Source organism: Nonomuraea guangzhouensis (assembly GCF_019396345.1).
GTDB lineage: Bacteria > Actinomycetota > Actinomycetes > Streptosporangiales > Streptosporangiaceae > Nonomuraea > Nonomuraea guangzhouensis.
This window is the reverse complement of sequence record NZ_JAHKRM010000009.1, coordinates 178,126-198,524: the sequence shown is the minus strand read 5'-3', so window position 1 is coordinate 198,524 and position 20,399 is coordinate 178,126. Positions and strand designations below refer to the sequence as shown.

26 protein-coding genes are annotated in these 20,399 nt (G+C 67.5%); 18 read left to right on the top strand and 8 right to left on the bottom strand.

The window, feature by feature from the left end; translation table 11 throughout:
• Window positions 1-14 precede the first annotated feature (14 nt).
• The 4 genes from KME78_RS20160 (at window position 15) to KME78_RS20145 (ending at window position 2,927) form a co-directional block, all read left to right on the top strand.
• Complete coding sequence (locus KME78_RS20160) at window positions 15-638, top strand: LysE family translocator (RefSeq protein ID WP_219530633.1); 624 nt, start codon at window positions 15-17, stop codon at window positions 636-638.
• A gap of 40 nt (window positions 639-678) precedes the next feature.
• Complete coding sequence (locus tag KME78_RS20155) at window positions 679-1,107, top strand: hypothetical protein (RefSeq protein ID WP_219530632.1); 429 nt, start codon at window positions 679-681, stop codon at window positions 1,105-1,107.
• Between the two features lie 9 nt (window positions 1,108-1,116).
• Window positions 1,117-1,731 (top strand): MBL fold metallo-hydrolase, encoded by a 615-nt coding sequence (locus KME78_RS20150; RefSeq protein WP_219530631.1) that lies wholly within the window; start codon window positions 1,117-1,119, stop codon window positions 1,729-1,731.
• Window positions 1,732-2,147: 416 nt separating this feature from the next.
• Window positions 2,148-2,927, top strand: a complete 780-nt coding sequence (locus tag KME78_RS20145; protein ID WP_219530630.1) for a maleylpyruvate isomerase family mycothiol-dependent enzyme — start codon at window positions 2,148-2,150, stop codon at window positions 2,925-2,927.
• A 647-nt stretch (window positions 2,928-3,574) separates the two neighbouring features.
• On the opposite strand, the gene KME78_RS20140 is transcribed toward KME78_RS20145, so the two are convergent.
• Window positions 3,575-4,009, bottom strand: coding sequence for a Mu transposase C-terminal domain-containing protein (locus KME78_RS20140; RefSeq protein WP_308127043.1), 435 nt, complete (start codon window positions 4,007-4,009; stop codon window positions 3,575-3,577).
• Window positions 4,010-4,019: 10 nt separating this feature from the next.
• Between KME78_RS20140 and KME78_RS20135 the strand changes: the two genes are divergently transcribed.
• From KME78_RS20135 to KME78_RS20125, 3 genes are all read left to right on the top strand, one after another.
• On the top strand, window positions 4,020-4,187 hold the full coding sequence (locus KME78_RS20135; protein ID WP_219530880.1) for a hypothetical protein: 168 nt from the start codon (window positions 4,020-4,022) through the stop codon (window positions 4,185-4,187).
• A gap of 220 nt (window positions 4,188-4,407) precedes the next feature.
• Window positions 4,408-4,899, top strand: coding sequence for a biotin/lipoyl attachment domain-containing protein (locus tag KME78_RS20130; RefSeq protein WP_219530628.1), 492 nt, complete (start codon window positions 4,408-4,410; stop codon window positions 4,897-4,899).
• A 438-nt stretch (window positions 4,900-5,337) separates the two neighbouring features.
• The gene (locus tag KME78_RS20125) at window positions 5,338-5,748 is read left to right on the top strand and encodes a hypothetical protein (RefSeq protein ID WP_219530627.1); all 411 of its coding nucleotides are present in this window, start codon (window positions 5,338-5,340) and stop codon (window positions 5,746-5,748) included.
• Here KME78_RS20125 and KME78_RS20120 read toward each other — a convergent pair.
• From KME78_RS20120 to KME78_RS20110, 3 genes are read right to left on the bottom strand one after another with little or no spacing between them, the layout of a single operon-like run.
• Window positions 5,711-6,469, bottom strand: coding sequence for an ABC transporter permease (locus KME78_RS20120; RefSeq protein ID WP_219530626.1), 759 nt, complete (start codon window positions 6,467-6,469; stop codon window positions 5,711-5,713). The genes KME78_RS20125 and KME78_RS20120 overlap by 38 nt on opposite strands.
• A complete protein-coding gene (locus KME78_RS20115; RefSeq protein WP_219530625.1) occupies window positions 6,466-7,425 on the bottom strand; it encodes an ATP-binding cassette domain-containing protein in 960 nt (319 codons plus the stop codon). The genes KME78_RS20120 and KME78_RS20115 overlap by 4 nt, the downstream gene beginning before the upstream one ends.
• Before the next feature lie 5 nt (window positions 7,426-7,430).
• The gene (locus tag KME78_RS20110; RefSeq protein ID WP_219530859.1) at window positions 7,431-8,636 is read right to left on the bottom strand and encodes a cytochrome P450; all 1,206 of its coding nucleotides are present in this window, start codon (window positions 8,634-8,636) and stop codon (window positions 7,431-7,433) included.
• 149 nt (window positions 8,637-8,785) lie between these two features.
• Between KME78_RS20110 and KME78_RS20105 the strand changes: the two genes are divergently transcribed.
• A complete protein-coding gene (locus KME78_RS20105; RefSeq protein ID WP_246651463.1) occupies window positions 8,786-9,469 on the top strand; it encodes a helix-turn-helix domain-containing protein in 684 nt (227 codons plus the stop codon).
• 55 nt (window positions 9,470-9,524) lie between these two features.
• Here the strand turns inward: KME78_RS20105 and KME78_RS20100 are convergent, their stop codons facing one another.
• Complete coding sequence (locus KME78_RS20100) at window positions 9,525-10,133, bottom strand: helix-turn-helix domain-containing protein (RefSeq protein WP_219530624.1); 609 nt, start codon at window positions 10,131-10,133, stop codon at window positions 9,525-9,527.
• Between the two features lie 112 nt (window positions 10,134-10,245).
• Between KME78_RS20100 and KME78_RS20095 the strand changes: the two genes are divergently transcribed.
• The 3 genes from KME78_RS20095 (at window position 10,246) to KME78_RS20085 (ending at window position 12,955) form a co-directional block, all read left to right on the top strand.
• Window positions 10,246-11,064, top strand: coding sequence for an MBL fold metallo-hydrolase (locus tag KME78_RS20095; RefSeq protein ID WP_219530623.1), 819 nt, complete (start codon window positions 10,246-10,248; stop codon window positions 11,062-11,064).
• A 193-nt stretch (window positions 11,065-11,257) separates the two neighbouring features.
• Window positions 11,258-11,821, top strand: a complete 564-nt coding sequence (locus KME78_RS20090) for a peptide deformylase (RefSeq protein WP_219530622.1) — start codon at window positions 11,258-11,260, stop codon at window positions 11,819-11,821.
• Window positions 11,822-12,274: 453 nt separating this feature from the next.
• The gene (locus tag KME78_RS20085; RefSeq protein ID WP_246651462.1) at window positions 12,275-12,955 is read left to right on the top strand and encodes a P-loop nucleotide/nucleoside kinase family protein; all 681 of its coding nucleotides are present in this window, start codon (window positions 12,275-12,277) and stop codon (window positions 12,953-12,955) included.
• Window positions 12,956-13,065: 110 nt separating this feature from the next.
• Here the strand turns inward: KME78_RS20085 and KME78_RS20080 are convergent, their stop codons facing one another.
• Complete coding sequence (locus tag KME78_RS20080; RefSeq protein WP_219530621.1) at window positions 13,066-13,575, bottom strand: hypothetical protein; 510 nt, start codon at window positions 13,573-13,575, stop codon at window positions 13,066-13,068.
• A 21-nt stretch (window positions 13,576-13,596) separates the two neighbouring features.
• On the opposite strand from KME78_RS20080, the gene KME78_RS20075 reads away from it, so the two are divergent.
• Complete coding sequence (locus KME78_RS20075; protein WP_219530620.1) at window positions 13,597-13,758, top strand: hypothetical protein; 162 nt, start codon at window positions 13,597-13,599, stop codon at window positions 13,756-13,758.
• Window positions 13,759-14,151, top strand: coding sequence for a hypothetical protein (locus KME78_RS20070; protein ID WP_219530619.1), 393 nt, complete (start codon window positions 13,759-13,761; stop codon window positions 14,149-14,151).
• A gap of 200 nt (window positions 14,152-14,351) precedes the next feature.
• On the opposite strand, the gene KME78_RS66230 is transcribed toward KME78_RS20070, so the two are convergent.
• Window positions 14,352-15,254 (bottom strand): phosphotransferase, encoded by a 903-nt coding sequence (locus tag KME78_RS66230; protein ID WP_219530618.1) that lies wholly within the window; start codon window positions 15,252-15,254, stop codon window positions 14,352-14,354.
• 211 nt (window positions 15,255-15,465) lie between these two features.
• Here KME78_RS66230 and KME78_RS20060 point away from each other — a divergent pair, with 211 nt between their 5' ends.
• Window positions 15,466-15,723, top strand: a complete 258-nt coding sequence (locus KME78_RS20060; protein WP_219530617.1) for a hypothetical protein — start codon at window positions 15,466-15,468, stop codon at window positions 15,721-15,723.
• 397 nt (window positions 15,724-16,120) lie between these two features.
• Window positions 16,121-17,038, top strand: coding sequence for a 5'-nucleotidase C-terminal domain-containing protein (locus tag KME78_RS20055; protein ID WP_219530616.1), 918 nt, complete (start codon window positions 16,121-16,123; stop codon window positions 17,036-17,038).
• 146 nt (window positions 17,039-17,184) lie between these two features.
• Here the strand turns inward: KME78_RS20055 and KME78_RS64430 are convergent, their stop codons facing one another.
• The gene (locus KME78_RS64430; protein WP_246651461.1) at window positions 17,185-18,306 is read right to left on the bottom strand and encodes a helix-turn-helix transcriptional regulator; all 1,122 of its coding nucleotides are present in this window, start codon (window positions 18,304-18,306) and stop codon (window positions 17,185-17,187) included.
• A gap of 133 nt (window positions 18,307-18,439) precedes the next feature.
• On the opposite strand from KME78_RS64430, the gene KME78_RS20045 reads away from it, so the two are divergent.
• The 3 genes from KME78_RS20045 to KME78_RS20035 are packed head-to-tail and all read left to right on the top strand — an operon-like array spanning window position 18,440 to window position 20,234.
• Window positions 18,440-18,997, top strand: a complete 558-nt coding sequence (locus KME78_RS20045) for a YceI family protein (protein WP_219530615.1) — start codon at window positions 18,440-18,442, stop codon at window positions 18,995-18,997.
• Between the two features lie 42 nt (window positions 18,998-19,039).
• Window positions 19,040-19,642, top strand: a complete 603-nt coding sequence (locus KME78_RS20040) for a dihydrofolate reductase family protein (RefSeq protein WP_219530614.1) — start codon at window positions 19,040-19,042, stop codon at window positions 19,640-19,642.
• A gap of 4 nt (window positions 19,643-19,646) precedes the next feature.
• A complete protein-coding gene (locus tag KME78_RS20035; protein ID WP_219530613.1) occupies window positions 19,647-20,234 on the top strand; it encodes a dihydrofolate reductase family protein in 588 nt (195 codons plus the stop codon).
• The last annotated feature ends 165 nt before the right edge of the window (window positions 20,235-20,399 follow it).

Sequence of the window (20,399 nt, the reverse complement as noted above, 5' to 3'; positions counted from 1 at the left end):
AGGGGTTCTTTCCCATGCCCACGCATGTGCCCGTTTTCATCGCCACCACCTTGCTGCTGGCGATGCTGCCAGGCGCGAGTCAAGCCCTGATGATCCGGCAGGTTCTGGAAGGCGGCCAACGTACGCTCCAAGGCACGCTCGCGGGCAATGCCAGCGGCTTCCTGCTGTGGTCCACGGCCGCCGCGGCCGGGCTGTCCGCCGTCCTGCTGGCCAGCCCCACCGCGTACGCGGTGCTCCGGATCGCGGGCGGCATCGTACTGATGATCCTCGGGGTGAACACGCTGCGGACCGCGCTCACCACCGTCTCCACCCGCCCTTCCCGCGAGGGCGGGCGGCGCACCGGCTTCGCGGCCGGATATCTCACCGGCCTGAGCACCAACCTCGGCAACCCCAAGGCGGGCGTGTTCGCCGTTTCGGTGCTACCCCAGTTCGTGACCGCCGAAGGCCCGGTGTTCCTGTCGACCGTCGCCCTGGGAGCTCTGTGGGCGCTCGTCAGCGCCTCTTGGTACATGTTGCTCACCTGGGCCGTCGGCCGAGGGCGCGCCCTGGTATCGCAGCCGACCGTCCTGCGGGGACTCAGCGTGACCACCGGCGTCGTCCTGCTGGGGCTGGGCGCCGCGGTGGCAGCAGGCTTCTGATCTTCCAGCGCGCGCGACCGCCGAATGCGGCACGCTGAAGGTGCCCATCGACTGGGACACCCCCGGCGGCGCCACCGTCGACTTGGCGCTGGCCCGGCGCAAGGCCGCCGACCCGGCCGCCCGGGTCGGCTCCTTGGTCGACTTCGTGGTGCACGGCAGCAGCTTCTTCAGCGCCGAGCTTCGCGGCCGCTTCGACATCGTCGGGTTCGACCCGCGCGGGGTGGGACCTTCCAAGAGGGTCGGCCGGATGGTGGCCGGTGGGTTTCTGCGACCCCCCTGGGGGCGAAAAGGCCATCGCCTGGCTGATCCGCGAACCCCGCTGCGGACCAGCAGCCCCGACGGCGACATGGCCACCGGCAGCGTGCGACATCGTCGACCTGCCGGCTCTCTCCGTTGCGGGGCAGGCACGAGACGATCCGGGCTGCCGGACGGTGATCGTGTTGGCATCGACGTCGAGGCCGGCCGATAGGGTGATCCAGTGAAACTCACGCATTTCGGGCACGCCTGTGTGCGCGTCCAGGACGGCGATCAGGTGCTGGTGATCGATCCTGGCACCTTCTCCGACGCGGAGGCGGCACTGCGCGGAGCCTCCGCCGTACTCATCTCCCACGAACACCCCGACCACGTCGACGTCGAGGCACTCAAGGCCGCCCGGGCGGGCAACCCCGCGCTGACCGTCCACACCCATGCGGCGCTGGCCGCCGAACTCGGCGAGGGAGCGGTCGCGGTCGCCACGGACGAAACCTTCACCGCCGCCGGCTTCACCGTGAAGGCCGTGGGCGGCGTACACGCTGAGGTCATCGACGGACTGCCCGGCTGCCCGAACCTCGGATTCATCGTGGACGGCCTCTACCACCCGGGAGACTCCCTGTTCGTCCCCACCGACGAGGTCGACACCCTGCTGGTCCCGGCGGCCGGCCCCTGGGTGAAGATCGGCGAGGCCATCACCTTCGTCCGAAGCGTCCGGCCGGCCCGCGCGTTCCCGATCCACGACATCCAGCTCAGCGAGGTCGGTCTGGAGTACTTCGACGCGTGGCTTGAGGAGGAGACCGAATACGCCCGCATCCCGGTGGGCGATTCAGTCGATCTCTAGACCAACGCGGTCGCCGGGGTCGATCATGCGGCTTGGCGAACACGTCGAGGTCTCCGCGCTGGCCCTTCACCTGGTCCAGGCCGCGATCGTCTACCGGAACGCCAGGATGCAAGCCGACATCCCTGAGTGGGGAATGTCCGGTAAATGTCCGGCTTCAGCCCTCGACCGGGCTTCAGTTGTATTCGACACTTAACCCTGCGGTGCCGCCTGAATGCGCGGCGCCTCGTGTTCGGTCCGGCGGGAAGGGCACGATGAAGCATCTGAGAAGGCTGGCGGCGCTGGTCCTGCCAACGCTCGCCGAACAGCCCAACCCCCGAGGTACGGATACCACGGGTAGCCCCTGATCACCGATATCGGCATTGAGTGACCTGGCCCGCGAACTTCGGGAAGATCACAAAGTACTTGGAGGTGCAACGATGGACACATCCGCGTATTTGACGGCCGTTGTCGAGCAGACGAGCACGTTTGCCGATTGGGTGCACGGCAGGGATGCGGCGGCCCCGGTGCCGACATGTCCGAAGTGGACGCTGACCGATCTTGTCGACCATGTCGGCGGGACACAGCGTATGGTGGCGATGCTCGTGGGTGCGCAGATGACCGAGCCGAGCAGGGCGTACGCCGGCTACGTTCCGGGTCCGACCGATTCGGGCCAGTGGCGCGCCTGGCTGAGCGACGGCGCGGCCGAGGCGCGACAGGCGTTCGCATCGGTTGCGGATGACACGCCGGTGTGGGATCCGTCGGGCGGCGGCGCAGGCGTGCCGTTCTGGTCACGTCGGCTGTTCGGCGAGGTTTGCGTGCATCGCGCGGACGCGGCCGCGGCGCTCGGCATGCGGTACGAGCTGGCACCGGAGCTTGCCGTTGCGGCCCTCGAGGACTGGCTGGACACGATGACTTCCCGCGGCTATTGGGAGAACAAGCCGGGCTTCGCCGATGCGATGCGCGGGGACGGTCAGACTCTGCATTTCCACGCGACCGACGCGCCCGGGGAGTGGGTGGCCCGCCGGGAACCGGACATGGTCGTGCTGGAGCGCACGCACACCAAGGCGGACGTCGTGGTACGCGGCCCAGCGGTCGAGCTCCTGCTCGTGATCAGCAGGCGTCGCCCACTGGAGGCGGCTCCCACGCTGGAACTGCAGGGGGATCGGGCGCTGCTCGAGCACTGGATCGGACACATGGACTGGGTCACCGATGGCTGATCCGCGCTTGGATGCAACCTCGCGCCGGTGGTGTGGCCAGGGTGTGCGGGACGCACCTGCAACGCCGCTTCGTACGGCAAGCGCCTTCCCGCAGGCCAGGGCGGACACCTGACGGGGGCCCGCAGGGGCCGTCAGCGTACGTTCCCGTTCCAGCGCAGCTCGCCTGTGACCGCGAACTGCCTGCTGGCGACGAACGGCGTCCCAGAATCGGTCCCGAAAGACCCCTCTTGCCGGGCGATGGGCGATGGTGTCAGGCGGCCCGTTCCGAGACCTCAGCGTCTCTGTCTCAATGATCAACCTGCGCACGGAGCACGAGCCAGCGGCGACCGTCGAAAGATCAGGTGGAGGTTCGAGGTCCGGACCATCCAGCCGATCATTGTTGTAGGCGCCGACGTGGAGGGACTGCAGCGCTGGGCCGAGTGTGCCGCAAGGAATGATCCTCCCGTCCGCAGCCAGGTGCACGCATCCGCTGCTTGGCCGGTCAGCCCAGCAACGTGTGCAGCTGGTCCAGCGCCTGCGTGGCGCGGGTGTAGCCAATCCACCGATCCGCCCGAACCCGGCCAGCCGCTCGGCGGCCGGGAGCTGTGCCACCGGCCGGGCGCTTTTATGCAGATGCGACAGATCCGCTGCTGGCTCCGGCTCGCTGCTCACCACTGCTCGATCACCTCGAACGGCTGCACCGGCGTGTCATCCGCGCATTCCTCTGCCGGCGGCGGGGGCGTCGGTGCAGCTGATCGCGGGGCGGGGGTCGCCGAGCGGCGCTCGACCTCCCGGCGAGCCCGACGAGTCTTGGCCGCCGCGTTCTCGGTGATTTGCCGCATCTGCTCCACCATGGCGAACAGGGCGTTCTCATCGACCTGGGCGCGGCCGCTCTCGCGCAGCCGGGCGATCGCGGCGCGTTGCTCCCACACGCTGATCGGCGGGCGCGACAGCGTCCGGTACGGCACCGGCAGGTAGGCGTGCCCGTCGGGGTCCAGCACCCAGATCCGGGAGATGTTGCGCGGGTCGCGGCGGAGCACGAACTTCTCCAGCCGGTCCCGGCGGGCGATCCAGGGCTTGAGCATGTCGCTGTGGTACTGCACGTGGTCGACCGTGAAGCCGGTCCGCCTCAGTGTCCGGCGGATCACCGGCAACCCCGAACGGCCCGGCGGGAGCACCGGCACGGTCATCGACAAGAAGTGTGACCAGCTGTTCCCGCCGAACAAGCCCCAGTTCGCCATTCGCAACGTCGCGTGCCACCAGATGTACGGCTCAGGCTGACTCGGGAGCCCAGGTGGGGTCAGGGTCACTCGGCGGCCATCAGGCCGCCGGCCCGCGGCGGGCGACGCGAACGTCGCGCGGTGCTGACCACCTGGGCGCGCGGCCTCCTGGATGACCATGCCACGGCGGTGGTCTGGGCCCGGGTGCAGCCCTCGACACTACGGCCGCCGCCGGGCGAAGATCAGAAGAGTTCGGTTTGCCTTTCTATCGGGAGGAAGAAGTGAGCGAGTACCCCCAGGATCGCCTGTACGCCGGTGAGCTGCACATGTGGGGCAACGGGGAGTGGTTCAAGCGCAACAGGAAGCTGGACACGCCTGGCGACCGGGTGAGGATCGGCTTCACCACCTTCTTCATAGGTCAGATCCCCGACAGAGGGCTGCGGGTGCGGTTGCCAGAGGTAGGTAGCTACGTCGAGTTGGGTGACTACATCGGTCGGGTCAGCTGGAGTGAGGCGGGGGATGCTGATTCTGCCGAGGACTGGGAGGAGGGGAATGCTGATTCTTACGAGGAGGGGAGCGATTTCTGCGCGCCAGTCGACGCGAAAATCGTCGCCGTCAACACCGAGCTCGCCAACACTCCGGAGCTACTCATCAGGGACCCCTACGGCGAGGGCTGGCTGTTTGAGATGGAGATCCATGACCACAAACCGAAGTCCGATTTCAATTGGGACGCGGACGGTTACGCCGAGTTCATCGCCCAGGTCATCGACTAGATCGGCAATCTCCAGGGGTACCCCACGTATATGAGCCTCCAGGAGGGGGCTCCTGTCCCATGATCGCGTTCGCGCCCTCGCTGCGATACCGCGCCGTCGCCCCCAGCCTGCTTGACCGCGTCGGCTCGTCCACCAGCCAGCGCATCATCGCCATCACCTGGGGGAGGCTCGGGCTCGACTACTGCGAGGCCAGCCCCCTCTCCCACCCCGCCATGCTAACGGCTGTTGATCATCACAGGGCCTGGGACTTCCAGAGCCGACGTCCGCTCGGAAGAATTGTCGTCAGGCCCTGGGGGGGGCTTCGGTGACGTTCATGGGCGTGCGGCCCGCAACGGTGCTCAGCACGGTACGCCGATACTCGTCCCGCCGGAGGGTGCCAGATCCGCGGTTGAACCTGTTCTTCCGGGTGAGCCCGATGAAGGATCGGAAGCCGAGGACGTGGCGGCGGTGCGCGAGGTCCCTGGTGTGTGGCTGGACTTCCTCAACGTTGTCGGGACGACATCGCGTCGCAGTCCGCTCTCGGTGATCAGCTCGGTGCCGGTGAGCTTCTCACCCAGTACTCCCAAGGGTGGCCGCAACGATGATCGACGTGAGGGCCGAGACCGAGCGGGAAGCGATTCGCGAGGCGACGCTGGAAGGCTGGACGCCGCAGCCCGCAAGGGCAACCACGGCGGCCGTCCCGCTGTCATCACCGACGACATGATCCATACCGTCCTGCGGCGCCGCGCGGCCGGCGAACCCGTCGACAAGATCCGCAAGGATCTGATCATCCCTACGGGCAAGCGGCGGACTGGACCGAATCCAGTGAACCTCACCGGTTGTAGAGCCTGCGTGCCCACAGATAACTGACCAGGGCGATGCCCGCGCTCCACACAGCCGCCTCCAGAAAGCTGGACCCGGCCGGACGCCCGGCCAGCAGCGCGCGCAGCGTCTCGATGACAGGGGTGGCCGGTTGGTGCTCGGCGAACCACCGCAGACCAGCCGGCATCGACTCGGTCGGGACGAAGCCGCTGCCGAGGAACGGCAGCAGCATCAGCGGCATCGGCAGGTTGCTGGCCGTGGCCACGTTCTTGGTGACCATGGCGAGCGCGACCGACAGCCAGGTGATCGCGAAGGTGAACATGGCCAGCACACCGACCACGCCGAGCCAGTCCAGCACCGAGGCGGACGGGCGGAACCCGATCAGCAACGCCACCACGCTCACCATGGCGATCGCGAGGAACGTCTGCACCATCGCCCCGAGTACGTGCCCGGTGAGCACCGAGACGCGGGCGATGGCCATGGTCTTGAACCTGGCGATGATGCCCTCGGTCATGTCGGTCGCCACCGAGATCGCGGTCCCCTGCGCGGCCCCGACGATCGTCGTGATCATGATGCCGGGGGTGAGGTAACCGACGTAGGCGGCGCGGTCGGCGCCGATGCCCGCGCCCATGGTGCCGCCGAAGACGTAGACGAACAGCAGCAGGAACACCACGGGCACGGACGCGAACGTGAGGATCAGCGTGGGGTAGCGCCAGATGTGTTTGACCTGGCGCCGCAGCATCGTCGCCGAGTCGGTGATCGCTCTCATCGGGAGGGCTCCTTGGTCGATGGCTTCTTGGTCGAGGGCTCCTGGGTCAGGGTGAGGAAGACGTCGTCCAGGTCGGGGGTGTGCACCGACAGCTCGGCGACGTCGATGGCATGCGTGTCCAGCCATTCCAGGAGCTTCCTCAGCGTCCTGACTCCGCCGGAGTCGGGGATCTGGACGGTGAGCGCCGCGTCGTTGCTGGAGATGGCGCCGACGTGGCCGGCCGCCCTGCGGTACCCGTCGGGGTCGGCGAAGCGTACGACGATGTGGCCGCCGGGGACCATTCGCTTGAGCTCCTCAGGGGTGCCTTCGGCCACCAGCCGGCCCTGGCTGAGCAGCGCGATGCGGTCGGCGAGTTCGTCGGCCTCCTCCAGGTATTGGGTGGTCAGGAAGATGGTCACGCCGTCCTGCTGGACGAGGTCCCGGACGATCTGCCACATGGTGCGACGGCTGCGCGGGTCCAGGCCTGCGGTCGGTTCGTCGAGGAAGATGAGCTTGGGCGTACCGACCATGGTCATGGCGAGGTCGAGCCGGCGGCGCATGCCGCCCGAGTAGGTGACCGCGGGCTTGCGCGCGGCGTCGGTGAGGTCGAAGCGCTCCAGCAGTTCGCGGACGCGCCCGCGGCCTTTGGCGCGGCCGAGGTGGAGCAGGTCGGCCATGAGCCGCAGGTTCTCCTCGCCGGTGAGGAAGCTGTCGACCGCGGAGAACTGGCAGGTGACGCCGATCGCGGCACGCACGTTGTCGGGTTCCTTGGCCAGGTCGTACCCGGCGACCTGGATCTCGCCCGCGTCGGCCTTGATCAGGGTGGACAGGATCTGCACTGTGGTGGTCTTGCCCGCGCCGTTGGGGCCGAGCAGCGAGAAGACGGTGCCCTGCGGGATGGTGAGATCGATGCCGTCCAGGACGCGGTGGGCGCCGTAGGACTTACGCAGCCCCGTCACCGAGACGAAGGTTCGCATCGCGTTCAGCCCTGATCCCAGGTGACGGGCAGGCTGTGCACGCCGTACACCTGCGAGGGGTCGGTGCGCAGCGACAGCTCCTCAGCCGGTACGGCGAGCCGCAGCGTCGGGAAGCGGATGAGCAGCGCGGGAAACGCGACCCGCATCTCGATGCGGGCAAGCTGCTGACCGAGGCACTGATGGACGCCGTGGCCGAAGGCCAGATGCCCGGCGGCCGAGCGGCGCAGATCGAGCACGTCGGGGCCTGCGAACCTGGCCGGGTCCCTGTTGGCGGCGTTGATCGCGATGACGACCGTGTCGCCCGCCCTGAGCTGCCTGCCGCCGAGCTCCACGTCCTCCAGTACGCCGCGCATACCGGTGGCGGCGACGGACAGGTAACGCAGCAACTCCTCCACGGCTCCGACGGCCAGGTCGGGGTCGCCGCGCAGGGCGGTGAGCTGGGCCGGGTTGCGCAGCAGGGCGAAGGTGCCGAGCGCGAGCATGTTGGCGGTGGTGTCGAGCCCGGCGCCGAGCAGGAGCGCGGCCACGCCGCCGAGCTCCTCGTCGGTCAGGTCTCCGCCGGTGGCCAGGTCGCTGAGCAGGTCGTCGGTCGGCTTGGCCCGCTTGGCGAGCGCGAGCTCCCGCAGGTACGTGCCGAGCTCGACGAAGGCGGCGTACTGCGCCTCAGCGGTCCCGGCCTCCGGCAGGGCCCGGGTGGAGCTCTGGAACTGGTCGCGGTCCTCGTACGGTACGCCGAGCAGCTCACAGATCATCAGCGCTGGAACCGGCTGCGTGAAGACCTCGACGAGGTCGGCGGGCGGCCCCTGCCGCTCCATCGCGTCGAGCCGCTCACGGGTGATCTCGGTGACCCGCTCGGTGAGCAGGTTCATCCTGCGGACGGTGAACTTGCCTGCCAGCAGCTTGCGGAACCGGGTGTGCTGGGGTGCGTCCATGCCGGTCAGGTCGCCGGCGGGTGCGGGCGGCAGGTGCCCGCCCGCCAGGGGGTGGTAATGGGTTTCGTTGCGGGAGCTGAACCGCGGGTCGGCGAGGATCTGGCGGACCAGGTCGTATCCGGTGATCATCCAGACGCCGGGGGCGCCCTCGGGCGCGGCCAGGCGGGCGATTGGCTGCTCTGCGCGCGGGGCGGTGAGCGAAGGGGCGGGATCGAAGGGACAGGCGGGTGCGCGGTCGAGGGACGGAGTGACCGGCTCATCGCGATAGTACGTATTCATCACGATTGAAAGCTACGTTGCTTTCAGAAATTATGTCAATCAATCGATGCACATAGGTGCAGGTAAAAGTGGATAAATTGATGCGTTGGCGCTGAAGCTGAATGCAATGAAACGTTGCATTGTGTGGCGTCGAACGCAATCATGGTGTCATGTCAGAAGGAAGGTTGACCCAGCAGGACCGCCGGCGCATCGCGACCGGCCTCGCCGAAGGCCGCTCCTACGCCGAGATCGCCAGGCGGCTGGACCGGCCGACCTCGACGATCAGCCGCGAGGTCGGCCGCAACGGCGGCCCCAGCGACTACCGCCCCGAGCGGGCGCACCAGGCGGCAGCGCGGCGGGCGCGGCGCGGCACCCCGGCACGTTCGCCCGAGGCCGAACCCCAGGACCGCAAGGTCTTCGAGATAGAAGAGGGAGCCGTCGAGATGGCGGTCGGGATGGGCCTGCCGAAAATGATGGCGCGCGTGCTCATCGGGCTGTGGCTGAGCGAGGACGGCAGGCTCACCGCGGCCGAGCTGTCGCGCGGGCTGAAAGTCAGCCCCGCCTCGATCTCCACGGCGGTGGGCTACCTGACCCAGCAGGGGCTGATCAGGCGCGAACGCGATCCGCGGCGGCGGCGCGACATCTACGTGGTCGACGACGACGCCTGGTACCACTCGACGGTGATCAGCTCGCGGCAGACGCTCGCGGCGGCGGAGATCGCGAAGGCGGCGGGGCAGACGCTCGGGCTCGACACGCCTGTGGGACGCCGCCTGGCCAGGGGCGGTGCGTTCCTGGAGCGGATCAGCCTGGACGCTCTGGCGTCGGCCGAACGCTGGCGCGACCTCCCGCCATGATCAGACCGCCCGAATGCGGGCTGCAGCTTTGTCCAGGCCCGCAAGCTACGGCCGATCAGGTTCTGCGCGAGATGACCATGATGTATTCGCAGGGGGCGTTCGTTCGGTTGGCGAAGCCGTGGTCCGCGTCGGCCTGGAAGAACAGGGAGTCGCCTGTGTTCAGGGTCTCGCTGATCCCGCCGATCGCGACGGTGAGGGTGCCTCCGAGCACCACGAGTTGTTTCTCCGTACCCGGCGGATACGCGGGCAGCAGCCCGGTAGAGACCTGCGCGGGGAGGTAGTGGACGACCATCTCGGCTCTTCCCGCGCCCGGGGCCGCTGACACCATGTGCCGCTCGAAGCCGGTTTCCGGGTCGCGGAAAACGGGGCGATCGTTCTTGCGCATGGCAATGGCCACACCGGACGCGGCAGCAGCCGGCGCACCGATCAGGTCCGAGAGCGACGCGTCGAGGGCGTGGGCGATCCTGGATGCGACGCCGATCGTCGGGCTCTTCTCGCCGCGTTCGACCTTGGACAGCATCGCCCGGCTGACCGACGACTGTGTGGACAGCTGCTCCAGCGTCAGGCCCGCCTCCTCGCGGCGTCGCCGCACGTTACCGCCGAACGCGCCGGCCAGGTCGTCACCGTGCTCAGGTTCGGCCGCGTTTCCGTCTTGCTCGACCACCGTGCTCCTCGATCGATGGGTACCTTGCTGCCCACAGTGTAGGGTTTCTTCTAAAGAAGATAGAGTCTTCTATCGGAGACGCGCGATGTGCGCCCAACACGATGGAGGTTCCATGCGTTTGATCTCGAGTGGCCGGCACCATGCCACGTTCGAATTCGGCGATCTGCAGGTGATCTCGTTGCGAGACGGGTACATCGACATGCCGCCGACACGGCTCCGCGACGAGGATGGGCGCACGCTCGATGAGCTGCCGGCCGCCGTCCCGCTGGCCGGCGACAACCTGCGGCTGTCGGTCAACGCCTTCTTCGTCACCGACGGCACGCGGTCGGTTCTCATCGACACCGGCGCGTCCAACGCCTGGCACGACCCCACCATGGGATTGATCTACGACGCGCTCGACGAAGCGGGAGTCGACCGCGCGCATGTCACCGATGTGGCCATCACCCACAAGCACGAAGACCACGTGAGCGGCCTGATCGCGCCGGACGGTTCAGAGGCGTTCACCAAACTCGAGCGCGTGTGGATCGGCGCGGGCGACACCTCGGTGTTCACGGGGCGGCTCGAGCCGATCCGCGGCCGGGTCGTACCCGTGTCGGAGAAGGTCGCGATCAACGACTGGACCACCGCAATCCCGACACCGGGCCACACACCCGGTCACACCGTCTACGACGTCAGGAGCGGCACCGGCCACCTTCTCGTCTGGGGCGACACCGTTCACGTTCCCACGCTCCAGTTCGATCAGCCGAACGTGTCCTGGGAGCTCGACGGCAACCAGTCCCAGGCCCGCGCCGCGCGAGCGGCCCTCCTCGAACAACTGACCCAACCACACCACTTCGTAGCCGGCGCCCACCTCGACTCACCCGGCATCGCCCGCGTAACCCCCTCCGGCGAGGGTTATGCGCTGGAATACCTCGCACCACCGATCGGCTGATCGAGCCTGCCGGCTCCGGGCCGCGCTCGCGACGGTGGCCAAGGAGGGCAGGCTCGTCTGGCCCGGCTCCATCTCCTATCCGGCGCTGCTGTGATGAAGAGTCCCGTCCTCGCTGGTCAGACGTCGGCGGCAGGCAGTTGACGTGATTGGTCGATTGCCTGGCCTGATCGGGCAGCAAAGGAGAGCTGTGCTGATGCCGCGTGAGAATCTGACAGACCTGATGCGGGCAGCTGGGATCGTTCAGGAGGGTGATCCCATGTTGCTGGAAGCCGCTCGCCCGTTCGTGTTCCCGGCCGAGGTAGAGGAGGCATCCAGAGTCATCCGCGAGCTCACCGCGGCCGCCGACCGCGTAGCGGCCGTCCACGACTTCACGAAAGGCCTGGGCATCGCTGCTCCCCAGATCGGCGAGGGACGGGCCGCCGCCATCGTCCGGCCACCAGGGCGGGAGCCTCTGGTGCTCCTCAATCCCGTGGTGCTTGAGAAGTCGACGGAGACCGACGAGCAGTTCGAGGGGTGCCTCAGCTTCTTCGACGTCCGCGGGCTCGTGCCGCGTCCATTGGCCCTTCAGGTCGCGTACGACACCCTTGAGAGTGTCCGTTGTGTCTCCGTGTTCGAGCGGGGACTTGCCCGCCTGGTAGCGCACGAAGTCGATCACCTCGGGGGGACGCTGTATCGGGCCAGAATGCGCCCTGGTGTATATCCGATCTCGGTCATGGAGTATCGCGGTTCCGGGGCGGCCTGGAACTATGACACCTGATCGCCGCGAAGTCGGGGTTGATAGCAGCTCGCCTCTGATCTTGATGTCGAGTGCGGGGTAGGCGTCAGCGGCGTGCACCCGTTCTGGGATGTCACTGGATCCAGGAACAGGCCCTCAACGCGGCGGACACCGACGATACCGACGACGATGAGGACGACTTGGAGCCGCTGTACTGATCGGCAGTGGTAGGACCGAACGGTCACTGATCGCGGCCGCGGTCGACGACCATGCTGGTGCTGTCGGATATGGTGGCGCCATGGGTTGCTTCGCCGCTATGAACATCCGCGCCGCCGCTTAGCGGCGGTATCGCGGTTGTCGTGAACCGCGGCCTCATTGCCTGCCCCCGCTGGGGTCAGTGCCGGGGCGTACCGCCGGATCAGTGTCCCGCCGGCAGCCCGATCGCGTGTCTCGCTGTGCTGCCGGATCGTCCTGCGTGAACCGGGGAGCACATCCATGTCGCAGCAGTTCCATCAGACGCACCAAGATCCTTTCCCTCGTACGTCCGAGGCATTCCTCGCCGTCGCCGACGAGCTGGCCGCAGCCACCGCGAAGGCGAAGCCGAACCATGACGTGCAGACCGAACCCGCCAAACTTCTCCTGATGGTCGGGCTCCCCGGCGCTGGAAAGACCACCCGGGCCGAAGAACTCGCCGCGGCGCACCGCGCGCTGCGGCTGACCCCGGACGAGTGGATGATCTCCCTGTTCGACGGGTCGCAGCCCGACGGCAAGCGCGACATCCTGGAAGGACGGCTCATCGCACTAGCGCTGAAAGCGCTGCGACTGGGCACCAACGTCGTGCTCGACTTCGGGCTCTGGAGCCGCGACGAACGGTCGGCACTGCGCTGGCTGGCAACATCGGCCGGGGCAGCCTGCCACGTCATCTACCTGCCCATCGACAAGGACGTCCAACGCGCCCGGATCGCACACCGCCAGGCAACCGCACCGCACACGACATTTCCGATGAGCGAGGCGGACATCGACGAATGGTGGAAGCAGTTCCAGGCACCAGATGCCGCCGAACTCGGCGGCGGCGACATCCCCGGTCCGCCACCGGGGTGGCTGGGCTGGCCGGAGTGGGCCGCGGACCGATGGCCCTCGCTCGCGCACGGCAACGCCTCCGAGACACGGAGGTGACATCGACCGGCGGCCGAGTGACGGATCCGTCGGGTGTGTTCGCCGGCGAGATCGGGGGCATGCGCCCAGGATTTGGTCTCAAGAAAAAGCTGAGGCTAGAGACTCGCTATTTATTGGTCGAGGTCTGGATAGTGCCAGTTGAACTTCGTGTTTGTGTCTGGCACCACATCCCGGGCCGCTGCAGCAACTTGCTCCTCAAATTCGGAACGCCACAGATGAGCACGCGTGATACTCAGCGGCGAGCTGGTCTCTCCAGTGACCACTATCTCGTCGTCCAGCATGGCGCTTCCGAACCCCACGCCTTGATCGTGGATGAGTTCGTCGCGCATCACTTCAGCGATTGCTTCGACCACTAGGTTCGCTTGGTCAAAGTCGGTGAAACCGGTGATGATGAAATCAAACCCGAGATTAACTGACATGGCGTGCAGCTTACAATTGGCCACCGGCTCACCCGCCGCGCCGCCTGGATCGCCCACGACGGCGAGCTGCCAATCATCGAGGGAACGCTCATCCGGCTGACCGTCGAGTACCTGCCCGGCGACGCCCGCCCCAAGCCGACCCGGCTGACTTTCAGTAGTCAGCCATGTGCGATAAGTAGGATTGGCGCGTACTTGCCACACAGATATACAGGGTCTTCAGTCATGTCAGGTGCACTGCCTAGGTACTTCCGGCCTGAGTGGGTGGTGGTCTTCGATGAGGACCTCGGGTTGAATGTCGAGGCGTGCGCGTACCTGGCGGGGCTGCACGCGGCGGGCCGGGCGTTCAACACCGTGAAGACGTACGCGGGCCGGATCGCCTTGTAGATGGAGTACTACCTGGGGTACGGCGTGGACTGGTCGAGCCCGAATCTGGCGCAGTTGATGGCGATTGATGCGCTGGCTGGTGGACGAGCCGATGCGGACGCGCTCGCGCAGGCCGAGGGCGACCGCAGCGAGGGCATCGCGAACGCGATCATGGGGACGGTCGGAGAGTTCCTGTCGTGGTGCCGCCTGCAGGGGTGGGTGCCGCCGGCGCTGGTCAACGCATTGAGCCAGCCGAAGTATCTGCGCTACCTGCCCGGGGGATTCGACACGGGCGAGGACGGCCAGAACCGGACGGTGATGGTCCGCACGAGCAAGTTCCGGGTCGCGGTCCCGGGCTATGAGGGGCTGTCGGATGAGGGGATCGGTGTGCTGCTCGGCCTGGCACGCCCGTGACGTCTTCCTGATTCAACTGCTTGCGGAGACCGATACCTTCTCCGGGGGTTGCTACGCTCGCCGGAGATTTGATCCTCACGTTTGTGCAGCTCAGAGGCTGTTGGGGAAGACAGTAGCGACTGCGACACGTGTGGTGCGATGACCTTGCTGCGTGTCGGAAGCGAGGCGCGGGAGCAACGGCGATGGCGCAGGCATGGTGGTTACATTGAGGCGGTCTCGGTCGTGATGAAGTCGACGTAACCGACGGGAGGCGTCACCCCGCGCGACAGCATCCAATGGATGCGACCGGCTCCGGTCAGTGCGAGCGTCCCCCGGTAGCCCAGCTCAACGTCGCTGGCATCGAAGCAGCCGGCCAACCCGTCGAGGTAGTCGGCCATATGGCGCCCGAGCGTGGTCAGCGCCAGTGATGCGAGATCGGCGCCCACCGGGCCCACCCCGAACGTCGCCCAGTCCAGCACCACGGTGTCGCCACCGTCGTTGGCGGCGATGAGGTTGCCGCAGGAGAAGTCGCCGTGCACGAGCACTCGAGGGACCTGGTCCAGCCGCTTCAACAGTTCCCGGCGTCGCTGCCACAACGCCGGGAAGTGTGGATGCACGTCCATGCCGGTCCAGCTCAGCTCACTGACCGCGATCCGCTGGACGAGTTGGTGCCCTGACAGCCACGGCACGTCGGGCACGGTGGCGTAGGCCTGCCAGCGGCCGAGCCGGTGCGCAGCCACGTGTGGGGATTGCGGGGTGGTGCCGACGTCGGCGAGATAGACGATGTCGTCAATAACGCCATAGCAGCGTGCGGCGGCCAGACCTGGTCCCCTCGGTAGCAGTCCGCTGGCATAGGCGAGAGGTTCCCGCCGCCAGTAGGCCCAGTGCCGGGGGTCGACGGCACCGGCGGCGTGGCGTCCGGTGGTCACTGGTCGGCAGGCTTTGCGGATCATGGTGAAGGAGACCTGGTCATGATCGAGCTGTGCCAAGCCCGACAGTCTGGACACAGCGCCGGTGGCGGCCCCGGAACTGCCGATGATCGGTTCGCTTCGGCACCACACGAGCGAGCCTCCGGGGCGGCCCAGTACCGCATCCAGAACTGCTTGGGGAATGTGATCCTTCACTCACGGCACGGTAGGTCACCAACCCGCTCGCGAGCCTTGCATTTTCCGCATGGCAGGCGGCACCTGGTGCTGCACCCTGTCCGATGTTCCGACCATCAGAGTCGCCCTTCGTCCTCGAGGTCCTCAGTGCGCTGACTCACAGGCGACGTTCAGGAGTTCGCCCAACGACCGGGTGAATACAGCGATTGTCCTGTCACTGGCGTGCGTCCGATTGGTTGAGCTGGGCCATGAGTTCACGGTTGGTGGCGCGAGCGGCGACGAGGTCGTCGTCGCGTTCTTCGAGTTGGAGGCGCAGTTCTATGGCCTGCTGCTCCAGATGAGTGACCTGTTGGTTGAGGGCGTCGATGTCGGTGGGCGCGCCGAGCCCGGACTCGCGCCAGACATGCTCGCCGAGCAGCTCGGACAGGCGTTTCTCAAGCTGTTGGACGCGGACGTTGAGTCGGACGGCGCGTTCGTGGGCGGCAAGTAGGTCGACTTGCAGCGATGCTCGGGTGACGGCCGCCAAACACGGCTGGACCGCCCGAGATGAACCCCGCTGACCTGCGGCTCAGCGCTTATCGAGAAGTCTCGTTGGAATATGACCACGATCCCAACACTGGGCTGGCGCGCGAGGGTGATCTCGATATAGTGTTCGATCTAGTGGCAGCATAGATCCTCAAGTCCATAAATCTCGCGTCTATCTATGAAGATGTGTTCGATACTTATATCGACCACTCCGCCCAACGGGTCGCCATTCTGAGAAGGCGTGAACGATCAAGGATCTTGTCGCCTCCATCGAATCTGTCCGCTACGAAGATCACGAGAAAGGAATCCCTTTGGGTTTATCGACTTCGGCACGACGTCGCCTGGGAGGGCTGGTAGCCGTCGTGGCCCTGGCTCTCGGCCTCCTCGCTACGGGGGCGCAGGCCGCCGCGACGAACGCGGTAAGCAAGCTGGACATCGTCTTCGAGCGCACCACCGCGTCGAAGTGCCCGGTCACCTTCGACGTTCACGGCTACTTCGAGGGGCTGCCCGCGGGCGCGCAGACGATCGAGTACCGCCTCGTGGGCACCCAGGAGTGGAAGACACTCACCGTGCCCGCCGAACGCGGCCTCGTCTACCAGGCCGTACTGGAGACAGTCTCGTGGGAATGGACGCCGGACTCGCGGGACTACGCGGTCCAAATCGAGGTCAACCAGCCCGACGGCCTGCGGTCCAACGTCCTCTACTACTTCAAGTGCGGCACTCCGCCACCCGGTGAGACGTTCGGCGTCGCCGCCGAGGACATCACCCGCACGGCGAGCGGCGGCCCGCTGGCCGAACTGGCGGCCGATGCGCAGCTCGCGTCGGTGCGGGCCCGGTCCGGCGCGCAGGTCGCGCTCGTCAACAGGTACGACGTCAGGGCGGACCTGCCGGCCGGACCGATCGGCTTCGAGCAGCTGTCGAACGCGCAGCCCGCGGGGCTGGCCATCAACGTGCAGACAATGACCGGCGGCCAGCTCAAGAAGCTGCTGGCCACACCAAACCCGGCCGGTTGGGTGCTGACCCCGTCGGCCGGGCTGCGCTACACCCTCGGCAGCGGGAAAGTCCTGTCGATGACGCTCGACGGGGCTCCGGTGACCGACACACAGGAGATCAGGGTCGCGGGCGGCTGGAGCCTTATCGCCGGATTCGACGGCTGGCCGCGCTGGGAGGGGACGACCACGTACACGAGCGGTCCCGACGACACCGGGGCGCTCGCGACGTACCTGGTCGCCCACTCGCCGGTGTCGGCGCCGCCGGGCGACCGCGTCACCGTCCGCTAGCCAGGGCCCGGCCGGTGCGCCAGTGGGGCGCACCGGCCGGGCTGTGCGGCTGACCCAGGCTGGTCAACACCGAGACCGCCTGGAACACAACCAGCAGCCATCCCACCGCGGCCGCACTTACCCCACTGTCCTGGGAAACCTGGCCTTCACGTGTGTGCCGCGACTCCCGACGTCAAGGAGACGGCATGGTGATCGAGGAACAGCCGGGCGATCAGGTCGCCGCGTGAACCGGTGCCCGACTTGGCGAAGATCGACTTCAGGTGGTCCTGCACGGTGTACGACGACACGTGCAGCCGACCGGCGATCTGCTTGGTGGACAAGCCCTTGGCCACCAGCTCGGTGACCCGGCGCTCGCTGTCGGTGAAGCCGTAGGCATCGACCATCAGGGGCGCCATCTCGGCGGGGCGAGCGACTTCCAGCATCACCGCGACCTGCGGTTCCGGACCGTCACTCAGCAGCGAGCCTCGGACGATCAGCCACTGACCGGCCCGGGTGCGCGCTCGGGCCCTGGCCGGCCGGAGATCGGTCGGCGCAGGTGCCGTACTCGTTGCCGGGCCGCAGAGGGAACGGGCCTGGCGGGCGACAGCGGAGACCACCAGCGGCAGCCGAGCGCCCGCTCTGTCACCGGTGCCAAGCTCGTCCAGCCAACGATCCGCTGCCTTGTTGGACATGCGCACGCCGTCATCGGCGTCGAGAACCAGCAGACCGACGTCGTCGTCGGCGGCCTGTGCGTCACCGAGCAACAGGCCGCGCCGTAGTCCATCGGTGATCAGGGGGGCGATCGACGATACGAACTCCACCTCGGCCAAGGAGAAGTACGGGCGCTTCGCCTCCCGGAACACGGTCAGCTGCCCCCATGTCCCCGTGCTGCCGGCGAGCACCACCCGCAACTCGTCGGAGAATCCTCCGGGGCGACGGATCTCCCGCTGGCGCAGGCTACGGTCGAGGTCACCGGCGGTGGCTTCGCTCAGACTGCCGGCCGGGCGGTCGGCCTGGGCGAGCTGTACCCACGTGTTGAAGTCCGGCTCACGCACCTCGATCTCCACGAGCCGGAGCAGCTCTGCCGCGGGCAGGCCGTTCTCCACGAACTCGGCGGTCGGGAGCATGGTCGCCGGGTCGGTCGTCATCAGGCAGGTGCCTTCGGCGGGCACGGCCCGGCCCAAGGCGTCGCCGACGGCCCGCGAGAACTCCGGCACGGACAACCCTCGGTGAGCCAGCCTGACGATTTCTTCGCGGACGCGCGCATGCGCCGCCATCGCGTTGACCATGGTCGGGATTTTATGACGGTCGGCGGCATCATCCCAGAAATCTGGGATTCAACCCCGCTGGACAATCTCGCATGCTGGGCGCATATCAGTATTCGCCCGGGCAGGCCGGGCCGTACAAAGGGAGTCCAACGCCATGATCACCGTCGATAGCACCCTCACCGCCGGCACCTGGGTCGGCGATCCCGTTCATTCCGACATCTCGTTCAAGGTCCGCCACATGGGCGTCGGCAAGATCAGGGGGAAGTTCGCGCTCGCCTCGGCGGCGCTGACCGTCGGCGAGGGCGGCGGCCGGGTGACCGCCCTCATCGACCCCGCCTCGGTGCACACCGGGAACGAACAGCGCGACCAGCACATCCGGTCGGCTGATTTCCTGGACGTGGAGAAGTACCCGCAGATCGAGTTCACCTCGACCGAGGTCCGCGGCTTCGACGGCGAGACCTTCATCCTGGTGGGCGAGTTGACCCTGCACGGTGTCACCAGGACCGTCGAGATGGAGGCCGAGTTCCTCGGCGTCGTCGACGACCCGTCCGGCGCGGAGCGGACCGGGTTCTCGGCGACCACCACCATCAGCCGCGCCGCGTTCGGCGTCGACATTCAGCTCGCCTTCGGCGCCGGCAACGTCGTGGTCGCCGACACCATCGAGATCGCCATCGAGATCGAGTTCACGACCACCGAATCGGACCCGCGATGACTCCCGTGGCACCCCGTTGGACGTACTGAAAGGACCGGAAACGTGAGTAAGGCCGTGCTGTACATGTCGATGTCGGTGGACGGGTTCATCGCCGGGCCGAACGTGGCGCCGGGCAACGGGCTCGGTGACAAAGGGCATCGGTTGCATGAGTGGTTTCTGCCGGATGCCGACGCCGATCACAGGAGAGACCTCGACCAGCTGGCGGGCGTGAACCGTGAGGTCATGGACGAGGTCATGGCCACCGGGGCGGTCGTCGTCGGCCGGCGGACGTTCGAGCTCGCCGACGGCTGGGGCGGCGACCATCACGATGGCGTGCCGATCTTCGTTCTGAGCCGTCATCAGCCCGATCCCGAGCTGCGATGGCCCGGGGTCACCTATGTGAGCGATGTAACGGCCGCGATGAACATGGCCAAGGACGTGGCCGGCGACAAGGACGTACTGGTCCACGGAGCCCGCACCGCTCAACTGGCACTTGCCGCCGGCGTCCTCGACGAACTGCAGATTCACCTGGTCCCGGTCCTGATCGGACAGGGTGAACCGCTCTTCGAGGACATGCCGCCCGACCACATCGAGCTCGAACTGCTCCGTGCCGCGGACGGTCCGGGCGTGGCGCACCTGCGCTACCGCGTGAGGACGGGGGGCTGACGCGATGGCGCTCATCCGGCTGTACATGACCATGTCCCTGGACGGTTACGTCACCGGGCCGCAGGACAGCCCGGACGCCCCGATGGGAGTCGGCGGGTTCCGGCTCTTCAACTGGCTTGACCGGCGCAACGCCCCGGGACCCAGCGGACAGGTCTACACCGAGGTGCTGGCCACCCGCGCCGTCATCGCCGGCCGCCGCACCTACGAGCACGCCGACCGCTGGCAGGGCGACCATCACGACGGCGTCCCCGTCTTCGTCCTGACCCACGACGTCCCGGACGACCCGCCGCCGGGCAGCGTCCGCTACGTCACCGACGTCCACGAGTGCGCCGCACAGGCCCGCGCGGCGGCCGGGGACGGCGACGTGATGGTGCACGGTGCCGGGGCGGCGCAGGCGCTGCTGCGGGCAGGGCAGCTCGACGAGCTGGAACTACACGTTGTACCGGTCCTGCTCGGGCAGGGCCGGCGGCTGTTCGACGACCTGCCGGCCGAGCACATCGAACTCGACCCGGTCCGCGTGTTGACCACGCCGCAGGTCGAGGACCTCACGCAGCACGTCACGCACCTGCGCTACCGCATCCGCCGCCCGTGACCCGCGACCTCCCACTGACGCGGAGTCCCGGTCGAGATCAGGGGTTGTCGAGAAACGATCACATCAGGCGTACGGGCCGATGACACTCGCGACGAAGTATCGCAGCCATGACCAACAGCGCGCGGGACCATCGCGTCCCTCCACGAGCACTCGCCTCCTGCCTCG

Bases quoted from the DNA above. Each gene is read 5' to 3' on its own strand.
- KME78_RS20160 (WP_219530633.1), top strand. From the start codon at position 15: ATGCCCACGCATGTGCCCGTTTTCATCGCCACCACCTTGCTGCTGGCG.
- KME78_RS20145 (WP_219530630.1), top strand. From the start codon at position 2,148: ATGGACACATCCGCGTATTTGACGGCCGTTGTCGAGCAGACGAGCACG.
- KME78_RS20120 (WP_219530626.1), bottom strand. From the start codon at position 6,469: ATGAGAGCGATCACCGACTCGGCGACGATGCTGCGGCGCCAGGTCAAA.
- KME78_RS20115 (WP_219530625.1), bottom strand. From the start codon at position 7,425: ATGCGAACCTTCGTCTCGGTGACGGGGCTGCGTAAGTCCTACGGCGCC.
- KME78_RS20110 (WP_219530859.1), bottom strand. From the start codon at position 8,636: ATGAATACGTACTATCGCGATGAGCCGGTCACTCCGTCCCTCGACCGC.
- KME78_RS20105 (WP_246651463.1), top strand. From the start codon at position 8,786: ATGTCAGAAGGAAGGTTGACCCAGCAGGACCGCCGGCGCATCGCGACC.
- KME78_RS20095 (WP_219530623.1), top strand. From the start codon at position 10,246: ATGCGTTTGATCTCGAGTGGCCGGCACCATGCCACGTTCGAATTCGGC.
- KME78_RS20090 (WP_219530622.1), top strand. From the start codon at position 11,258: ATGCCGCGTGAGAATCTGACAGACCTGATGCGGGCAGCTGGGATCGTT.
- KME78_RS20085 (WP_246651462.1), top strand. From the start codon at position 12,275: ATGTCGCAGCAGTTCCATCAGACGCACCAAGATCCTTTCCCTCGTACG.
- KME78_RS20075 (WP_219530620.1), top strand. From the start codon at position 13,597: ATGTCAGGTGCACTGCCTAGGTACTTCCGGCCTGAGTGGGTGGTGGTC.
- KME78_RS20070 (WP_219530619.1), top strand. From the start codon at position 13,759: ATGGAGTACTACCTGGGGTACGGCGTGGACTGGTCGAGCCCGAATCTG.
- KME78_RS64430 (WP_246651461.1), bottom strand. From the start codon at position 18,306: ATGGTCAACGCGATGGCGGCGCATGCGCGCGTCCGCGAAGAAATCGTC.
- KME78_RS20045 (WP_219530615.1), top strand. From the start codon at position 18,440: ATGATCACCGTCGATAGCACCCTCACCGCCGGCACCTGGGTCGGCGAT.
- KME78_RS20035 (WP_219530613.1), top strand. From the start codon at position 19,647: ATGGCGCTCATCCGGCTGTACATGACCATGTCCCTGGACGGTTACGTC.